The sequence below is a fragment of the Methylobacterium sp. HJ2 genome, from assembly GCF_056431005.1.
Genome location: NZ_JBWJYM010000002.1, coordinates 207,223 through 225,751, shown reverse-complemented (window position 1 = coordinate 225,751; position 18,529 = coordinate 207,223). Strand labels below are relative to the sequence as shown.

Here is an 18,529-nt window from a genome sequence, read left to right as displayed (position 1 = left end):
CCGGCCAGGACAGTTCGCTCGACCGCGACGAGGTAGACGATCCGACGATTGGTGCATACCCCGCTCTCGCGCACCGCAGAGCATCGGATCCGCGTCTTGCCGGTCTTGTCGCGGTCGTGGACCGAGTAGCCCGAGCCGCAGCACCCACACCGCAGCAGGCCTGACAGCAGGTGAGCGGGCGTGCGGCGCTTCTGGGCCGACATCTTGCCGCGCGCGGCTCGCACGGCTTCGACCTCCGCCCACAAGGCATCCTCGACAATCCGAAGCTCGGGCGCCGGCGCGCACTGCCACTCGGAACGTGAATTCACACGGGAAACCCGACGGCCAGTATCTGGGTCTTTGATCATCCGGACCCGGTTCCAGACGATCCGGCCGGCGTAGATCTCATTAGCGATCAGGCCGTGTCCCCGAGCGAGATTGCCGGTGATGGTCGAGGCATTCCAAGTGCGGCCGCGCGGTGGCGCAATGCCATCACGATTGAGATCGCCAGCGATGGTCCGCGGGACTTTCCCCTCAGCGAATTCCGCGAAGATGCGCCGGATGACCGCGGCCTCGTCCTCGACGATCGCCAGCCGGCCGGGCTCTCCGGGCACAGGCCGGTATCCGTAGGCGCGGCCACCGGCGTGCCGTCCATCGCGCACCACGCCCGACAGACCTCGGCGGACCTTGTTGGCGAGCTCTCGCAGGAAGAGCGCTCCCATCAGGCCTTGGATCGCCGCCTGTGTTTCGTCGATGATGCCGGCGTTGACCGTGTGGATCACGACCCCAGCGAAATGCAGGCGCCGCCGGATGCCATCCAGCTCCTCCGTGATGCGGGACAGCCGGTCGCCGTGTTCAGCGATCAGGACGTCAAAATCCCGGCGTTTGGCCGCTTCTAGCAGCCCCATCACACCGTCGCGGCCGATGATCGAGGCACCGGACTGCGCTCGGTCGCTGAACTCGGCGACGACCGTCCAGCGGTTGCGAACAGCGAACTCCCGGCAGACCGCGACTTGGTCCTCGATCGAGCGATCGCGCTGCAGGTCGGTCGAGTAGCGGGAGTAGATCGCGGCACGCATCATCGGCGGTTCGGTCCCTTATCGATCGTTGGGGGTGCCGATCGGGCTGCCCGCTGCCGCGCCGCGTCCAGCGCTGCCTCATGGTCGCGCCGAGCGTCATCGACCGCAAGGGCACGGACGAAGCGGACTAGTTCGGCCGGTGGCTTGGGCGGGCGGCGCTGGATGGGACGGGTTTCGGCGGTCGCTTGAGGCGAGAAGCTACGCATCAGCTCGCCCTCGCGAGTTGCGGCACTGGTGGGCAGACGGAACGACGCACGCCGAACTCGTCGAGGATGTGCGGCGGGACCTTCGTGGCGGGATCGTCGGGTGGCGCGGTCCGATTGCGCAGGGGCCAATATCCTCGTCGTGCCTGCCAGGTCCCCACCTCCTGTCGCCAGCGATCGTCCGACAGGCCGGCGAGGTAGGTATCCGCTGCCGTTGGCTCGCCGGCCGTGCTCGGCGGCTGAGCGGCGTAGTCCTGCCAGCGCTGCTGGTGCAGCCACGCGTCGGCCGTCTTCACGAACTCGGTACCGACCTTGCCGATGCGCGCCTGCTCGGCGGCATAGGCCTTGGCTCCAGCGGTGATCTCGGCGGGACTGGCGCCCCGTCGGATCGCCTCGAGCCATCGTTTCCGGGCCAGCGTCGTCGGGAACGCCACGTTCCGCCTGGGGTAGGCAGCCCGAAATTCGAGGAAGCCATCCGGCTCCGTCCCCGTGGGGACTATAGGGGTTTCTTTTAGTTTAGGTTTAGGTGCTTTCGGTTCGCTTTCCGTTTGGTTCTCAATTGCAGAACCTATTGCTTCTGCCTGATCGTGTAATTCCAATGGCTTAGGCCTGCCGCCGAGCCTCCCGGCGGCGCGCTTCCGCTCGTATTTAGCGCTGACGAATTGATGCTCGCGAGCGACCTGATCGTTGCGCCATTGGCCGTCAATTAAGGTCCAATTGGCCAGGACGGTTGGCTTCAGCGCCGACCACCGCTTCAGTGTGGTGCCGAGCATCCGCGCGATGCGAGCGTCGTCGTCGGGCAGGCAGCAGCCGTGCGAGCGCCAGGCGAAGATCTGCAGGCGGAAGTAGGCGCCGGCCTCTTCGTTCGTCATGTGCGCCGTGTCGGCGATGTGCCGGTCGACGTACACCGGCATGGTCGGAAGCGAGCTCATCGCGCAGCCTCCGCCAGCACGTTGCAGGCGATGTCGCAGAAGCAGGTGATCCGGCTCGTCGGGCCGGAACGCTGCTTCAGGATCTCGATCTCAAGCTCGTTCTGGCAGCGGGCGAGGCGATCCTGCTCGACATCGGTGAGGTCGACCTGACGCTCGAGGTAGTAGGCCTCGCGATAGAGCCCAAGCACCACGTCGGCATCCTGCTCAATCGAGCCGCTCTCGCGCAAGTCGGCGAGTTGCGGGCGCTTGTCCTGCCGCTTCTCCACCTCGCGGTTGAGCTGGCTCAGGCCGAGGACCGGAATGCCGAGCTCCTTGGCCAGCCCCTTCAGGCCAGACGAGATCTCGGTCATCTCCTGCACCCGGTTGCCGGCGTAGCGCTTCGACGGGCGGATCAGGCCGATGTGGTCGATGATGATGACAGCGAGCGGCATCCCCTTGCGCTCGGCGCGCAGCCGCATCTGCCGCGCCCGCGCAGCGATCTGGGCCAGGGTCAGCCCGACCTGAGGCTCGATCCAGAGCGGGACGCTGGCACAGGCGCGTTCGGCTTCCTGCAGGCGGCGGATGCCTGCGGCCGAGAGCTCCCGCGCTTCGGCGATCGAGCGGTAGCTGAGGGGCACCGGCTCGCGAGCCTCGTAGGCCAGCGCGGCCAGCATGCGCTCCGACAACTCGTCGGCGCCCATCTCGAGCGAGAAGAAGCCGACCACGCCGGCACTCCGGGCTGCAGCCAGGGCGACGTGCAAAGCCACCGTGGTCTTGCCCATGCCCGGTCGGCCGGCAAGCACGATGAACTGGCCGGGCCGCATGCCAAGCGTGTCGGCGTCGAGCTTCGGTAGGCCGTAGGGCACGCCTCGCGGGATCAGGCCCTGCCGGGCCTGGTCGATGCGGGCCATCACCGAGCTGACGCCCTGGCCCAGGGTGACGCGACGCGCATGCTCAGCGAGGCCGGCGCTGGCCACCTCGTCGAGGCGCTCGATCATCTGGGTGGCATACTCGGCTGGGCTGTGGACCGAGCCATCGGTCATGCGGGCGACAGCCGCTTGTGCGGCCTCGAGGACGCAGCGCATCTGCGCAGCCTCGGCGATCGTGCGAGCATAGTCCGCCGCTCCGATCACCGTCGTAGCCTCGGCCGCCAGTCGGGCAAGGTAGGCGCTGACGGTCGCGCCACCCAGGTCGACGTTGCCGAGCACGGCGGTCATGAGCTTCCAGTCGATGGCCTCGCCGGCATCCCGGCGCTGACACATGACCTCGAACACATGCCGGTGCGCGTCGTCGAAGAAGTCCGCGGCCTGAACGTGGTCGCGAGCTCGGTCGAGGGCCTCCTGATTGATCAGGATGGCGCCGAGTAAGGCCTGCTCGGCGTCGATTGAGCGTGGGGGCGCCAACTCGTCAGCAGGGGCCATCATCGGGATGCCTCCCCGACGGCTGCCTGGAGAGCTTCGATCAACTCGGGGAGCTTCGCCCGCACCAAGCAGATGCCGGCCTTGGTGGCGTGGGGCTCGCCGGTTGCACTGCGCAGGGATGAGAACACCCGCAGATCAACCAGGGTGTAGCCGCCCTGATCGCAGACGCTGATGCGGATCTCCTCGGCGTTGTTCTTGCGGATCGTCGCGATGGTGCGCGGCACGCTCATGGGCGAGCGCTCCAAGTATCGATCTGCGGAAAGGCGAGCCCCGCTACGGTTTCAGCCACAGCCATGGTGATGCCGTATCGTCTGGCGATTGTTCGGGCTTGAAGAGGGGCTGCATCCAACGTATGTCTCTCATCGCAAGCCGCCACAGCTGCATTCGAGAGACCCGCCGTCGCCCCGCGATGTGCGGGTTTCTTCATGTCTGAGATCCTGCTCTTGCTCGTCGGCTGTGAAGTCCAACGTGGTTGCAGAGCCGGCAGGCCGCAGCCGCCGACGGCGGAGTTCAGGCGGCCAGGGAGGGGGCAGTAATTGCAGTAGGTGGCAGCCCCAGCATTTCACGCAACTTCGCGGTTGGAACGCGATACTGGCCCCCTACTCTGATTGATGGAATGTCACCGGCCTCACGTGCTCGGTAGGCGGCGTTTTTTCCAATCCCTAGGAGCCGACCGGCAAGGGCCACGTCGACAGTGGCTTGCGTCAGAACTGCTTGCAGATCGTCGGTCATACCTCGCCTCGCATTAAATAAGTGCCAGCAGGTATAATATGCCTCTCACACAGCGGACCAGGTTGCAAGGAGAAAAATATGTGCTAGCCATCAATTATCTGAACAGGGCAGGTGCGGCAGATGACAGGCAGTGAGAGGGAAAAGCGCGGCCCTGGTCGGCCAAGAATGAACCCGCAGGAGGGCACCCGTCGTAACGCGACTATACAAATAAGCTCAGCGCTGTACGACAAGGTTAAAGAAGCTTCCGAGTTGTCCGGACTTTCTATAAGTAGAGAAATGGAACAGCGTATAGAGCAAAGCTTTAGAGAGAATGATCTTCATGCGATATTGCTCGGCGGCAAGCGGACCGCAGCGGCGCTTCACATAATTTCATCAATTATGCGTATGGCAAAAACACCAGATGGAAAGAATTGGGAGGATGATGCTGGCGTCGCAAACGCTGTTGGTATCGCAATCAATAGACTTATTACTCAGATAAGCGCCGAATGCCATGTTGCTTCTGAAATGCTTAGGATGCATCCTGAGTTAGAGACAAGAATTGCCTACGCCGGTCAAGTGATCGCGAATTATGCTATTTTATCGTATAGAGGCGAGTTCGATGCTGAGGTAATGGAAGGCAGAGAGGGCGCGATAGCGCCTTCTGAGGCCATACGGCGCTTCGTTGTAAACAGGGAAAAGATCTGAACACGCCACTCGAGCCTTGTGCATGGTGCCCGAAAACACGTTGAGAGGCTCGATCAGAAAAGGTATCCAGATACCGTACTGCTGACGGGAACGATCAGCATCTGCCTGAGCGAAGCCCCCTCCTGCTGCAGCCCGGCCTCGGCGGCCTCCCTCGCAGCACCAGGGCCACCCGGAGCCAGGCGCAGCAATCCGAGGCAGCGCATGGCAATCCGCACGGCTTGGTCGCTTCGTTCCGCTCAGCTCGCCAGCGCGCACCGGCTCGGGTGAGCGCAGCGTGCCGCGCCTCCCCTCCGCCGAAGACCTGGGCGCCCAGCCCTCCCTAGAGAGCCGTCGCGGTATCGCGGGGTTCGATGCCACTCCCATTGCCCGTGGTCAGGCCGCCATCGGCGCCGGCCTCGCGAAGATGGGCGAGGTGCCGCTGACCTTCGGCCTTCAGCAGATGAAGAAGGCAGACGCCGAGGCCGCGGTGTTCGATCATGCCAAGGCGGACAGCGCCTTTATCCCGGCGCACGTCAAGCTTCTGCAGGCCCAGAAGGACAGCCCCGACCCGGAGGGCTACGCGCAGGCCTCCCAGGCCACGCTCCAAGAGGCGGCCGGCAACATTCGCGACGACCGTGCCCGGCAGCTCTGGATCATGAGCAAGGCCGGCACGCTCGCCAACGGCGGCGCCACCGTGAAGGGCTACGCCGACAAGGCTGCCGGCGATGCCGAGCTCGCCGGCATCATGCGCAGCGAGGACGACGGCCTGCACACCATCGTTCACGGCTCGCCCGAGGACGCCAACACCCTGATCAGCGCCATCGGCAAGCGCTACGACGAGGCGGCCTCCAAGGGCTACCTCACGGAGGTACAGGCCGAGGCTCGCAAACGCGCCTTCGGCAAGCGCGGGATCTACGCCCGGGTCGGCACACTCGACCCCGAGGAGCAGATCGCCGCCTATCGCGGTCCGCCCACCAGCCGCGACCAGATCATCGACCGGATCACCGGCGTGGAGAGCGGCGGGGATCCCACAGCGCGCAACCCGAACAGCAGCGCCACCGGGCTCGGGCAATTCACGGACGGCACTTGGCTCGGCACGGTCGCGAAGCACCGGCCGGACCTGATGCAGGGGCGCTCTCAGGTGCAGGTGCTCGCGCTGCGCAACGATGCAGACCTGTCGCGAGAGATGACCGGGCACCTGCTGGACGACAACAACCGGGCCCTGGCCTCGGCCGGCATCCCGGCAACGCCAACAACCTCCTACCTCGCACACTTCCTCGGCTCGGGCGGCGCAACGGCGCTGCTGAAAGCCAAGCCCGGGACGCCCGTCAGCGACATTCTCGGCGAGGACCAGATCGCCGCGAACCGCTCCGTGCTCGCGGGCAAGACGGTCGACAATGTGGTGCGCTGGGCCGGGCGCAAGATGGGCTCGACCGAGGAGGGCCGACTGGCATCCCTCCTGCCGGAGGATCAGCGCGAGGTGGGCCTCCGCCATGCCGAGGCGCTGTACGCCACCCAGCAGCGCCAGGCGCAGAGGCAGAGCCAGGAAGAGGCCCAGACCCTCAACGCCCGGATCAGCGACGATCTCGCCAGCGTCGAGAGCACCGGCCAGGGCAACCCGAACCTGCGCCAGGAAGACGTCGCCCGGGTGTTTGGTCCTCAGGCGGCGGCAGAGTGGGCGGCCAACCGCGGCCGTTCACGAGGGATCTACAACGCGCTGGACGGCATTCAGTCCTTGCCCGAGGCGGACGCCCTGCGGCGCCTCGATGCCCTGCGGCCGCGCCCCGGCGCCGACGGCTTCCAGAAGGATGCCGAGGCTTACACCAGGGCCGCGAAGCAGGTCGATACGATGCTGTCGCTGCGGCGGTCCGACCCGGCCCGCGCCGTCGAAACCCTGCCGGCCGTGCAGCAGGCCCGAGCCGCCGCGCAGTACGACCAGACCCAGGACGGTCGCCGCACGATCCAGCCGGCGAGCGCTCAGAGCGTCGTCCGCGCCCGGCTCGCGGCCCAGGATCAGCTTGGCGTCGAAGCGCCGCTGAGCGTGACGAAGGCTGAGGCCAACGAGATCGCGCGTCAGATCCATGCGGCGGGCGAGGACGGCAAGAAGCTGGCCCCCGTGATCCAGCAGATGCGGACGACCTACGGCCCCCTTGCGGAACGGGTCCTGTCCGACAGCCTGCAGCTCCACGGCCTGAACCAGGACCTCGCCGACGAAGCGACGCGCACGCTCGGGAAGCTCGGCGCCGGCCAGCGACCCAATCCGTTCGAGGAGCGCAACCTGGATCGGGCCGTGGGCCGCCAGCAGCTCGACGATGCGCTGAACGGGCGCAGCGGGCCGCCGGCCTCTCCGCAGGCGCCCGCGCCCGCCACCGTCCCGGCCGGCACCGCAGGCGCGGGCTCGCCCCCGGCCTCCGCGCAGCCCGGCGAGTTCAGCCGCGGCCCAGCCGTGCAGGACCTCGCGGCCCTTGCCCAGAACAGGAACGATCCTGCGGTGCGCCAGCGCTTCGATGGGATCTATGGCGCCGGGACAGCGCAGCGCGCCCTCGGAGAGATCGATCGCCGGCTCGGCGCCGCTATGGGGAACCGCTGATGGCAGGCGAAGAGGGGTTGATCGTCCCGGCCTTCGGGCTGGATCCGGAATACGACCGCCGCGTCCTGCCGGATTTCGGGCCGACCGAGCAGCCTGCGGCCTCCGCCGCACCGCCCGCATCCGCAAACCCAGGCCAGGGCTTCCTCGGCAACCTGCGCGGCTCGTTCGGCGGCGGCACGATCAGCGGCGCCCTCAGGCAGGTGGAAGCCCAGCGCCTCGCGCGCGGCGGGACCCCGACCTCGGCCGAGAGGATCGCCGATCCCGTCGGGGCCGGCATGGAGGGCTTAGCCCTCGCCCCGGAACCCGAGTTGACGGTTGAGCAGGCGGACGCGATCCGCCAGGGCGCGCGCGACCAGGTGCTCGAACAGATCGCCTATGACCTTTCGCCGACGCGGGTGACGGGCAGCGGCGTTGCGGGTTCGCTCGCCGGACAGGTGCTCGACCCGCTGAACCTCGCCACCTTCGGCGGCGGCGCGCTCGCCGGCAGGCTGGCCGCGGCTGGCTTCGGCAAGGCCGCCCAGGCCGCGGCCACGATGGGCGTGCAGGCTGGCGCAACCGATCTGGCGGTGCAGGGCATCCGCACGGCGACCGGGCAGCAGGAGCACTTCGAGAAGCTGGAGGCCGTGCTGGCGCCGATCGCGGGCGGGCTGCTCGGCGCCGGAGGTCACGCGGTGGGCCAGGCGGCAGGCGCGGTCGGAGGCCTGCTGAAGGAGAACCTGAGGAGCGGCGCCGGGTCGGTGGCGGAGTTCGTCCGGACCCGAGCTGCGCAGCGGGAAGCGCTTGGCGCCGACCTGCCACGTGAGGCTCTGGCGGATCGCGGCGGGATGGATGGGGGCCAACCGGGCGCGGAGGCTGCCTCGACCTCGCGGACCAATGTGCCGGCTGAGCCCTTGCGTGGAGCGGAGCCAGCGCCGCCGATGTCAGCCGCCGGGCCCGATCCGACGGCTCCCGTCTCTCGCGAGCAGGCTGACGGCCGTGCGTTGCCCGCAGCAGTAGCGCGGGAGCCCTCGATCGAACCCAGCCGACCAGCGATGGAAGCCCCGGCCGTGGTCGCCGACCCGGAGGCAGCAGCCGCGCGCGCTGCGGTAGACGTGCCGCGCGAGGAACCGGCAGCTCAGACCGATCCGGCGGTGCCCGTAGTCGAACCCGTGCCTGCGCCAGAACCCGCGGCGTCTGTCGCAGCAGTGGCTCCGCAGTCGATCCAGACTGCTGCTCCATCCGGCAAGCCGCTGTCCCTGTCCCAGTTCATCGCCCGCAACGGCGGCCTCGCTCTTGATGGCGAGGCGCGTGCCCGCGACCTGAACCGCGTCTTCGTACCCGGCGGCGGCCCGCTCGCCCGAGAGAAGGGCAGGACCATCGACGGCTTCTGGCGCGAGAGCCTGATCGAACACGGCTACCTGCCGCCCGATGCCGACGGCATGGCCTCCCGAAACGTCGAAACGGAGATCTTCGACGCTCTCGACCGCGAGCGGCGCGGCCAGCGCCAGTTCAGCGCCCACGACGACGCCCCGGCGCCCGGCAAGGTCGACACGCAGACGCGCGAGATCAACGCCGAAGCGAAGCGGATCAGCAAGGCGATGAAGGCGGCCGGCCTCCGCCCCGGCGACGTCGATGCGCGGGCCCTGACCGACGCGGCCGAATTGCTCTGGCGCGGCGACGCCTCGGACCCGCTCGTGGCCCTGGAGCACGCCATCATGGCATCGGGCGAGGGCAGTGGCCGGCGCCAGCAGACACAAGCGGTCGACGGGCTCCTCTTCCGCGAGCGGTCCGGCAAGGCGAGCGGTGCTCTCGCCAAGATCGCGGCCACGCTCGACCGGCAGCCAGAGGCGAACGCTGCGCGGGACGGCTTGGCCAGTCTTCTGCAGGCTGCATCGCAGGAGCGGACACCTCTGCTCGACAGCGCCGAATTGCGCGTTGTCGAGGCTGCGTCCCGGCTACATGGGCTGCCGGCCGAGCGCAGTGTGCCATTGGCCGAGATCCGCGCTGCTGTCCCCGATATGCCCGCGGCCGAATTCGAGCGGGCCCTACTCAACCTGCAGGACCGGGGCACGGCACGCCTCGTCGACGGTGGGATCAGTCTGGACCATGCCGGCGTCCGCGCCGCTCACGAAGCGATCGAGGCTCACGTGCAGACCGAGGCCGACAGCATCGGTCGAGAGCTGTTCGGCGAGCACTCCGAAACCCTGCTGCGCACGCGCAAGCCTGGGGCAGTCGGCATCGAAGAGCCCGACCAGATCCGCCATGGCCGTCCTGTCGAGGATCAGGGCACCGCGCCGGTCGAGGGCGACGCCCGGCCGGCTCGCCTCGAGGAAATGGCCCAGGGGATCGCGCGGGATTTCGAGACGATCCTGCGCACCGGTCGCGTTCAGCCCGGCGCTCGTGGGCAATTCAACACGCGCACCGGCGTGCAGCGGGTCCGCTCACTGTCCGACCTCGACACGGTGCTGCATGAGACCGGGCATAGCCTGCAGCAGTCGCCCCAGACAGCCGCCCTGGTGGATCCCGTCATTGCCCGCAACCGCGTTGAGCTAGCGCCGCTCGGGGCCGGCACCGGGGCGACAGGTGATGCAGAGGCCTTCGCCGAGCTCTTCCGGCTCTACGCCACGAACCGCGCCTATGCCGAGCGCACGTATCCGGGCGCCGCGGCGGACCTGGAGCGCACGCTGCGCACCGAATTGCCGGCCCAGGCCGCGGCGCTCGACCGGCTTCGGGGCGACCTCGACGTGCTGCACCGGGCCGACAGCGGCGCTGTGGTCGGATCGGACATCATCACGGACAAGCCCGAGGGCGTGTTCCGGCGGATGCTCAAGCTCCTCGGCTCCGACTACATCGGAGGGGCCGAGGCCGACCCGCGCGGGACGAACTTCTATGCGTGGCGCGACGCGCTCTACACGCGCTGGGTCTCCAAGCATCACCCGATCGCGCGGGCCCAGGAAGCGCTCGGGCGCCTCTACCGCGAGAACACCGGCAAGACCCTCGACCTTCTGCCGCAGGACGACGCCTATATCCTGGCCCGTCTCTCAGCGGGCTCGCGTACCGTGGCCGACGCGATGCTGGCTCGCGGCGTGCGGCCGGCCCGCGGCACCGAGTATGAAGGCGCCTCGTTCCGCGGAGCAATCGAGAGCGCGATCGGCAAGCGCTGGGCGCCCGAGCAGTGGCACGACTTCGGCGCCTACCTGACCGCCAAGAGCATGGTCGCGGACTACGAGCGCTTCGCGGCCGGAGAGATCCCGAACCCGCCCGGCAAGCTCTCGGCCGGCGACTACGCCAAGGCGGTGCAGGAGTTCGAGGCCAAATATCCGACCTTCGCGGACGGCGCCGCGCAGATGTACGAGTTCCAGACCAACCTCCTCCGGCGCCATTTCGACCTCGGCCTGTTCACGAAGGAGTATTTCGACGCCGCCATGAGCCGGCGCGACTACGTGCCGAAGATGCGCGACATGGAGGATCTGGGCCGCGGCGGCATCCAGGGCAGCGGCCGCCGGGACGGCGCCTCGATGATGAAGGCGTTCCGCGGCTCGCAGCGCTCCGTGCTGAACCCGCTCGACGCGATCCATGCCCGTGTGCACGACCTTGAGGCCGCTGCCGCCCTGAACGAGACGAAGGCCGCCCTGGCCCGCCTCGCGGAGACGGCTGGGCCCGGCTCGGGCTTCATCGCCGAGCCGATCCCGGCCAACAAGCTCTCTTCCGTGCGGGTCGATGTCGTGGACGCCCTGCGCGCTGCCGGCAGCCGGGCCAACGTCGACAACCTCGACCTCGGCGCACTGATCCACCAGGCCGAAGGGCTACTGGGCGATGACGTGTTCGCCCACATCTTCCGCCAGGAGCCGATCCGGCCAGGCGCCGAGCCGATCACGTTCTACTACGTCAACGGCGAGCGCCGGGCCCTGCGGCTGTCGGACGGGAAGTACGGGCAGGCGCTCTACAGCGCGCTCAACAACCTGACGGAGCCGGAACGCAATCTCTTCGTCTCCGTGCTGCAGATCAGCCAGCAGGTGCTCCGGGCCGGCGTCACCAAGAGCCTGGGCTTCGTCTATCGCAACCCGGTGCGCGATCAGTTCACGTCGGTAGCCACGGGCGGTCGGCGCTTCATCCCCTTCGTCTCCGCCATCCAGGGGCTCTTCGACGTGGTTCGCCATGGAGGCGACTTCGAGCGCTACCTGAGCTTCGGCGGGTTCGGCGGCGGCGCCATCCACGATGCGGTGGAGGGCAGCGGCTTCGGTAAGGGGGCGCAGGCCTTCCGCGAGAAGGCACCTTGGGATCCGCGGCGCCTGACTGGCGGCGTGGCCCACCTCGCCGAGCTGTCCGAGGCCGCGACCCGCGCGGGCCTGTTCCAGAGCTACACCAAACAGGCGCAGGCGCTGGGCTTCGACGCGTTCAACGCCGCGCTGTACGCCACCCACAACGCCAACGACTACGTGGACTTCCGCCGCGCCGGTTCGGACCTCGCGGTCATGCGCCGGTTCGTGCCGTTCCTCGGGGCGACGATCCAGGGCACCGACAAGGAGGCCCGCAGCCTGATCGGCGACATGGTGCGGCTGGAAGCCAAGCGCGCCCGCGGTGAGGAGCTGTCGACGCTGGAACTCGACAAGCTCCAGAACGCCCGCGCCGCCTGGGTGAAGACGCTGACCCTCGGCGCCGTCCTCGGTGGCGGCACGGCTTACCTGAACAGCGAGAACCCGGAGTGGTTCGGCGCCGCGCCGTGGCGGCGGCACCGGGCCTACAACTTCTTCCCGGCCGGCCCGGAGGGGCACTGGTTCGAGATGCCCAAGCCGTTCGGCATCGTGCGCAACATCTCCGACACCTTCGAATACGGCGTCGAGTACGCGTTCCGGCAGGATCCGACCCTGCTGAAGAAGTGGGGCGCCGCACTCGCGGACGCGCACTCCGTGCCCTACACCAACCCGATCATCGACACGTTCTACAACGCCCGCGCGAATTTCGACGCCTTCCGGGACCGGCCGATCGTGCCGCCCTCGCTCCAGAGCCTGCCACCCTCCGAGCAGCACACCCGCTACACCTCCGAGATTGCCAAGGGCATCGGGCAGGTCACGGGCTGGTCGCCGATGAAGACCGACTACGTTGCCAAGAACCTCGGCGGCGGCACGGCCATCGACCTCCTGCGCAACGCCGACACCCTGATCCATTGGATGCAGGGCAAGCCCGACGGCAAGGAGAAGACGATCTGGGATCTGCCGCTCGCCCGCGAGCTCGTGCAAAACCTCGCGGTCGGCAGCGAGGCCAGCACACGCTTCTACGCCCTCGTCGGGCAGAAGGTCGGCAGCCTGGAGCAGGCGGCCACCGCCTATGGGCAGAAGATCGCCACGGGCGACCGGACTGGGGCTGAGGCCTACCTGCGCGGCCTGCCGGAGGCGGAGCGAGCCTATGCCACCCTGCAGAAGCAGGGCTTCGACAGCAGCGAGAAGCTGATGCACCCGCTGGTGCTGGCCCGCGCCTACAACGCGGTGATCGGCGGCGTGTCGAAGGCGCTGGGCGACGGCAACCTCCTGCCGGAGGCAGACCTGGACCGCTCGAGCCTCACCCTGTCGTGGCGCGACGGCCAGCCGATCCAGGTGAGCGGCCCGACGACGGAGAAGCTGCGCAACGCCCTTGATGGCCTGTCGATGGTGACGGCCCGGAATGCGCTGATCGCCTACGGCGCCGACGGCATGCAGGGCGTGCCCGTGAAGGACCCGGGCGAGTTCCTGGACCGCATCCGCATGCTGTCGCCGGAGGTTGCGCGTGAGCTGCGCGGGCGCCTCGCGGCGAAGCGCCTGTACGATTTCGCTGTGGTCGCCGAGCGCTGGTCCGAGGTCCGCTCACGCCTGCTGAAGGACGGCGAGAACGCCGACCTGACCGACCTGACGCCGCGTCGACCCAAGAGCGGCACCCGCGAGAGGAAGAGGGCCTTGGCCGATGAGTAGGATCGAGCACGCCACGAAGGTCGTTTTCTTGTGTGGCTCTGATGCCGACAGCTCTGCCCCGTCACCCAATCGCCGTGCGGCTCACGGCACGGCAGACGGCCCGCTTCCTCTGGCTGATGCTGTGTGAACAAGCCCTTACTCGGCGCATCGTGCGCGCCGGCCGGCGACAGGGCCGGATCGGCGTGGAACGGGCCGGCGGTGCGCATGCCGGGAGTGTGGGGCGCCCCTCGACGCTCAGCAAATGGCCTAGCTGGCAATACCTCAGCATCAGCTTTGCGCATGCCTACCCGCTCGACGGCACGAGCCCCTCATCTGACCCGTACCGCCGCTGATATCGCCTATAGGATCCATGGTCTACTAGAAGATTTTAGAACTCATTGTCCGGGATCAGGACATACATTTTTTTAAGGTCTGTCGGGGCAATTATTTCACCTCCGACATTGATCCAAGGCAAGCACTCGTCTGACCTCGGTAGCTGCATGGCAGTGCGAAACGCTTCGTTGAAACGAGGCCATGCATCTGGTCCATGAGTGAAGTCGGTCGGACGAGCATAAAACATTTCAGCTGTCGCAACAGTCCCTTCTTCGAGCCAGATTAAGATGGCTGGTCCATCCTGATTGATAGCAGTTCGCATAACGACCTCCTACTAAAATCGGACCTTACACCCATACAAGCAACAAAGCGAGCGTAGTTTTTGCGCAATAAATGGCTATACATAATTTCATATTAGTGTGCGTTAGTCTTTAAATCATATCCAAATAACAGAATTATTAAAACTAGTGTCTTTACAGCCTCGCGCCGTACATCATTAGGACGCCTGCAATGGGAAGAGCGAACGCCAAGATGATGCGTACGTCCCATTCATTGGAGTGTTGGTTCATTTGCCAACGAAGGCACGCTAGCCGTTCTGCCTCAAGTCCGCCGATCAACAGCAAGCATCCAAGGAATGCCTGAAAGCTGACCGCTACAGTGCCTCGCTCCTGCAATAATGAAACAACGGTCCCAATGGGAGCAATGTACTGCATGTCAGAACTTTTTGTGCCGCTCTCAACCCATCTTCATCTAGTTATTATTTTTGTCACCAAAGGAGATTTATTATGTTTTGCTGAGTTATTTTCCTCGGGTCGGATACGTTCCGGGACGGTATCGCTCGTTTGGGGCATGTTGGGCGCTTGCGCACGGCTATGCTGTGTAGCCGACGGGACTTGCGCTACCGAGGGAGCAAGCCCGATCCCAAAGAATACGAAGGACATTTTGAGCGCCTTCATGATATAAACTTTCGAGAGTAATCACATAAAATTCAATAAATTCAGTTTTGTTCCAAATTTAATTGAGGAATTTATTATCCTGAAGTAGGGTCTATTCGCTCTCAGGTAGATTTATGGGCGCGTGAGAGCCTCCTGCACGGCTAGAATTATGGCACTCCCCTCACGCAAAAGCTCCGTTTCGCGTCCCACGAAGTCCGCGGCTATGCCGGCCGGGAGAGGGAAGGTCAGCACGATCCGTCGCGCTGCATCTTGATCATGGGCCTGATCGGCAAGAACGATTTCCCCCTTACCAGACCTGACACCCACCGCGATTAGGTTGAAATTCATCGTATCCCTCGCCTCAATGATGCTGCTGGTCCGATCGCGTGCCGGTAGCTTCTGCTCTTAGGGAGCCGGCAGGCGCTTGGTGCTGGCGTCTACACGGTCCCTCCTAAGAACAATCTCGTGCGCTCGCCTGCTTCAGGCCATCAGCCTGACGCCATACGCGTTCGACGGATCGGGCAAGAGGAACAGGTTGCAGATTGGAGCTGTCATTGAGCCCGGCGCGTGGAGGCGCCGGCTGTTCCTGACGATTGGCCAGCACGCAGTCAGACCGAACCCATAGGCTCTTTCGGCTACGTTAGCGATGTGGCCACGCAATTGAATGCCGTCGCATCTGGCTTCTGCGCGCGCACACACCATATTGATAGTCGCAGCCCATGACCGGCATAACAGAGGCCGTCAGGGCCGTACGATTGTCGGCTATGATGCCACCGGTAGGCCCATGAGGCCGGACCGCCGATCGTCAGGCTCCTTTCCACGGTGTGGCTGTTGGTTCGCCCAGGCCTTCAGCAGCGTCTCCTGCACAAGATCATCCGCGCGCGCCTCGTTTGCGGCCAGCGACAGCGAGAACGCAGCCAGCCTGAGCGGGGCCGGCGTGGGGTTCTATTTTACCGGCAACAAGGGCGGCTTGCTCTTCGACAAGGACACCACGATCAGCCTGACCGCGCCGACCACGGGCGAGATGGCGGGCCTGCTGATGGCCGAGCAGACCACCGTCGCCAACCCGCTCGACCCCGCGGTCCTCGCCAACCTGCTCGACCTGGGATACCCCATCCCTCCGACGCCGGCGCCGCTCGGGGCGACCAAGCCGCTGCGGATCTACCGCATCATCAGCAACAACGCCCGCACCATGCTGGGCACGATCTACCTGCCGACCGGGCGCCTCGTGATCGACGCGACCCAGCCGGTGGCGGACCAGTCGGCCTACACGGTCGTGGTCGCCCAGCAGGTCAATCTCTACGAGGGCCCGAACCTCTATCCGAACGCGAACTACGAGGGCACCAGCGTGCCGGTGCCCAAGGGCGTCGGCCCCCTCTCCGGCAAGGTCATGATGACAAGGTAGGTTTTTTGGACGTTGGTGCTCATAGGCAGCCCCTCCAAACCACGCCCGCATAGGCAATCCCGCCTGCATCTCGCTGACGCTGGTAGAACCTTAGGGGCCTGCTGGAAGTGCAGGTTTGAACCTCGGGGACTGAGAACTTCTATTTGCATCGCAGCAATACTTATTGACATAGATTGCGATGTAACCGTTAGCTTGCATCGTAATTGCGGAAATTTAATTAAAAATTAACTGTTCCGAACCACAACTTAGCTCGGACAATCACCGACCTTGGATCGACTATGCGCGCGTTCAACGATCTGAAGCTCATCGCAAAGCTTGCGATCCCAGCATCCATCCTGATCGCTGTAGCAGTGGCTTTGGTTTGGATGGCCAACGCGAGCATCGGCTTGCTTGAGCAGAACACACAGGCAATCGTAGATGTCAGCGCCACACGCGCCATCGCCGCCCTGCAGATGAATGTCGCCGTCGATGAGGCCGCCATCAACGAGAAGAACATCATCATCGAGACCGCTGACGCCGCCATGCAGCAGCAGTTGGCGAGCTTTAAGGAACAGAAACAAATGGCGACGGCGGCCATCGAGCGCCTGATTACGTTGGCCGATACACCTCAGCGCCTGGCAACGAACGAGGGCATCAAGGCCGACCTCGTTGCATACTTCTCAGCCGCTGAACGGTCGATCGTGCTCGGGCTCAGGAACGAGAACGAAGCCGCCGCGAAGATCTCCAACAGCGAAGTTCGGCCGGCCCGCGCCAGGATCGCCGCCAGCGTGGCCAAGCGTGTAGAAGCCAACCTCGCCGACCTGCAGACCGCCAAGCAGAGGGCGGCTCAGACCGCGTCATCAGCTGCCACCAACCTGCTGGCGACCGCCGGGGTTGGCCTCGCGCTCGCAATGGCGCTGTTGGCGGCCATTGTCCTGTCCGGCATCACCCGGCCGCTGCAGGCCATGACGGGCGCCATGGGCCGCCTCGCCTCCGGCGATCTCGACGTCGCCGTGGTCGGCACCGAGCGCCGGGACGAGATCGGCCTGCTCGCGCGCGCGCTGCAGATCTTCAAGGACAACGCCGTCACGGCCCGGCGCCTGGAGGCCGAGCAGGCCCTGGAGAACGCCGCCAAGATGCGCCGCGCGGAGCTGCTCGAGCAGATCACGGCGCATTTCGAGCACAACGTCTCCTCCCTGACGCAGGGCTTGGCAGGCGCCGCCACCGAGATGGAGGCCACCGCAGAGGCCATGACGGCGGTCGCCGCGCAGACGAACCAGCAGACCACGATCGTGGCGGGGGCCGCCCAGGAGACCTCCGCCAACGTGCAGACCGTTGCGGCGGCGACCGAGGAGATGGCGGCCTCCGTCAAGGAGATCGTGACGCAGGTCACCCGCTCGGCCCAGATCGCCGACCAGGCGGTGGCGAGCGCGTCGCGCACGGACACCACGGTGCGGCGCCTGGCCGACACGGCCGAGCGGATCACCACCTTCGTGCAGGTGATCGCCAACATCGCGGGCCAGACCAACCTGCTGGCGCTGAACGCCACCATCGAGGCGGCGCGCGCGGGCGAGGCCGGCCGCGGCTTCGCGGTGGTCGCCTCCGAGGTGAAGGAGCTGGCGGGCCAGACCGCGAAGGCGACGGGCGAGATCGGCGCGCGCATCGGCGAGATCCAAGCCGCGACGCAGGAGGCGGTCGCCGACATCGAGGCGATCGGCCGGATCATCGGCGAGATGTCGAGCTACGCCGCCTCGATCGCGGCGGCGATGGAGGAGCAGGGCGCGGCCACGCAGGAGATCACGCGCAACGTGCAGGAGGCGGCCAAGGGCACCGAGGAGGTGACGTGCAACATCGCGGGCGTTCGCGACGGCGCGGGGCAGACCGGCGCGGCCGCGAGCCAGGTGCTCAGCTCCGCCCAGGAGCTCGCCCGCCAATCGGAGGGTCTCACGCAGGAGGTCGGCACCTTCCTGGCCAGGGTCAAGGCGGCCTGAGCGAGGATCTAGTCGCGATGATCTCTCCTGACGCCCGTCGGGCTACGCTGGCTGAAGCTTGCGCCGGCTACGCGTTGCAACTCTCTCGGCTTGATGAGGCCGCTCGGCAGATCGAGACGATGCGGCTCGCTCTCGAAAATGCAGAACGCGTGACCCGGGGCGTTGCGCTGCGAGAGGGCAGCCTGCTGCTGAGGGACAGGCCAGCGGATCTCAAGATGTTCGGAGACCTTCAGGCTGAGACCAACGATGGCTTTGCTCAGCTTCGGCGCCACCTGCAAGTGATGTCCGAGCGGATAGCCTCCTCCCGCGAGACCCTTCAGGACGTCTACGTCCGAGCAAATGCGGTTGGCTGCTGATGGCCGGAAAGCACGGCCTCAGGCATGGCGTTGCAGCGGTTGGTTGCCG

9 protein-coding genes and 3 pseudogenes are annotated in these 18,529 nt (G+C 66.3%); 6 read left to right on the top strand and 6 right to left on the bottom strand.

Translation table 11 applies throughout. From position 1 onward, the window contains the following. Positions 1–11: 11 nt before the first annotated feature. The 5 genes and pseudogenes from ACS5RC_RS05650 to ACS5RC_RS05630 all read right to left on the bottom strand — a co-directional run. Positions 12–1,058, bottom strand: a pseudogene (locus ACS5RC_RS05650) (recombinase family protein); the annotation flags it as partial. A gap of 205 nt (positions 1,059–1,263) precedes the next feature. After that, positions 1,264–2,193, bottom strand: coding sequence for a DUF1376 domain-containing protein (locus ACS5RC_RS05645; RefSeq protein ID WP_478342850.1), 930 nt, complete (start codon positions 2,191–2,193; stop codon positions 1,264–1,266). Beyond that, complete coding sequence (locus ACS5RC_RS05640; RefSeq protein ID WP_478342849.1) at positions 2,190–3,596, bottom strand: replicative DNA helicase; 1,407 nt, start codon at positions 3,594–3,596, stop codon at positions 2,190–2,192. Before ACS5RC_RS05640 ends, ACS5RC_RS05645 begins: the two co-directional genes overlap by 4 nt. Next, the gene (locus ACS5RC_RS05635; protein ID WP_478342848.1) at positions 3,593–3,823 is read right to left on the bottom strand and encodes a hypothetical protein; all 231 of its coding nucleotides are present in this window, start codon (positions 3,821–3,823) and stop codon (positions 3,593–3,595) included. Before ACS5RC_RS05635 ends, ACS5RC_RS05640 begins: the two co-directional genes overlap by 4 nt. 280 nt (positions 3,824–4,103) lie before the next feature. Then, positions 4,104–4,325, bottom strand: coding sequence for a helix-turn-helix domain-containing protein (locus tag ACS5RC_RS05630; protein ID WP_478342847.1), 222 nt, complete (start codon positions 4,323–4,325; stop codon positions 4,104–4,106). A 120-nt stretch (positions 4,326–4,445) separates the two neighbouring features. On the opposite strand from ACS5RC_RS05630, the gene ACS5RC_RS05625 reads away from it, so the two are divergent. The 3 genes from ACS5RC_RS05625 to ACS5RC_RS05615 all read left to right on the top strand — a co-directional run bounded on the left by ACS5RC_RS05625 (position 4,446) and on the right by ACS5RC_RS05615 (position 13,502). Beyond that, positions 4,446–5,009, top strand: a complete 564-nt coding sequence (locus tag ACS5RC_RS05625; RefSeq protein ID WP_478342846.1) for a hypothetical protein — start codon at positions 4,446–4,448, stop codon at positions 5,007–5,009. 412 nt (positions 5,010–5,421) lie between these two features. Next, positions 5,422–7,578, top strand: coding sequence for a lytic transglycosylase domain-containing protein (locus ACS5RC_RS05620; protein ID WP_478342845.1), 2,157 nt, complete (start codon positions 5,422–5,424; stop codon positions 7,576–7,578). Continuing rightward, the gene (locus ACS5RC_RS05615; RefSeq protein WP_478342844.1) at positions 7,578–13,502 is read left to right on the top strand and encodes an LPD38 domain-containing protein; all 5,925 of its coding nucleotides are present in this window, start codon (positions 7,578–7,580) and stop codon (positions 13,500–13,502) included. Before ACS5RC_RS05620 ends, ACS5RC_RS05615 begins: the two co-directional genes overlap by 1 nt. 2,078 nt (positions 13,503–15,580) lie before the next feature. Here ACS5RC_RS05615 and ACS5RC_RS05610 read toward each other — a convergent pair. Continuing rightward, a pseudogene (locus ACS5RC_RS05610) lies at positions 15,581–15,670 on the bottom strand (RNA polymerase subunit sigma-70); the annotation flags it as partial. Here ACS5RC_RS05610 and ACS5RC_RS05605 point away from each other — a divergent pair. The 3 genes and pseudogenes from ACS5RC_RS05605 to ACS5RC_RS05595 form a co-directional block, all read left to right on the top strand. Then, a pseudogene (locus ACS5RC_RS05605) lies at positions 15,666–16,154 on the top strand (hypothetical protein); the annotation flags it as partial. The pseudogenes ACS5RC_RS05610 and ACS5RC_RS05605 overlap by 5 nt on opposite strands. A 365-nt stretch (positions 16,155–16,519) precedes the next feature. Continuing rightward, positions 16,520–18,124, top strand: a complete 1,605-nt coding sequence (locus ACS5RC_RS05600) for a methyl-accepting chemotaxis protein (RefSeq protein ID WP_478342843.1) — start codon at positions 16,520–16,522, stop codon at positions 18,122–18,124. A gap of 17 nt (positions 18,125–18,141) precedes the next feature. After that, complete coding sequence (locus tag ACS5RC_RS05595) at positions 18,142–18,480, top strand: hypothetical protein (protein WP_478342842.1); 339 nt, start codon at positions 18,142–18,144, stop codon at positions 18,478–18,480. Positions 18,481–18,529 lie beyond the last annotated feature (49 nt).

What these genes read in the sequence shown, in the direction of transcription:
- ACS5RC_RS05645 (WP_478342850.1), bottom strand. Translation starts at nt 2,193, where the DNA reads ATGAGCTCGCTTCCGACCATGCCGGTGTACGTCGACCGGCACATCGCC.
- ACS5RC_RS05635 (WP_478342848.1), bottom strand. Translation starts at nt 3,823, where the DNA reads ATGAGCGTGCCGCGCACCATCGCGACGATCCGCAAGAACAACGCCGAG.
- ACS5RC_RS05615 (WP_478342844.1), top strand. Translation starts at nt 7,578, where the DNA reads ATGGCAGGCGAAGAGGGGTTGATCGTCCCGGCCTTCGGGCTGGATCCG.
- ACS5RC_RS05625 (WP_478342846.1), top strand. Translation starts at nt 4,446, where the DNA reads ATGACAGGCAGTGAGAGGGAAAAGCGCGGCCCTGGTCGGCCAAGAATG.
- ACS5RC_RS05630 (WP_478342847.1), bottom strand. Translation starts at nt 4,325, where the DNA reads ATGACCGACGATCTGCAAGCAGTTCTGACGCAAGCCACTGTCGACGTG.
- ACS5RC_RS05595 (WP_478342842.1), top strand. Translation starts at nt 18,142, where the DNA reads ATGATCTCTCCTGACGCCCGTCGGGCTACGCTGGCTGAAGCTTGCGCC.
- ACS5RC_RS05600 (WP_478342843.1), top strand. Translation starts at nt 16,520, where the DNA reads ATGGCCAACGCGAGCATCGGCTTGCTTGAGCAGAACACACAGGCAATC.
- ACS5RC_RS05640 (WP_478342849.1), bottom strand. Translation starts at nt 3,596, where the DNA reads ATGATGGCCCCTGCTGACGAGTTGGCGCCCCCACGCTCAATCGACGCC.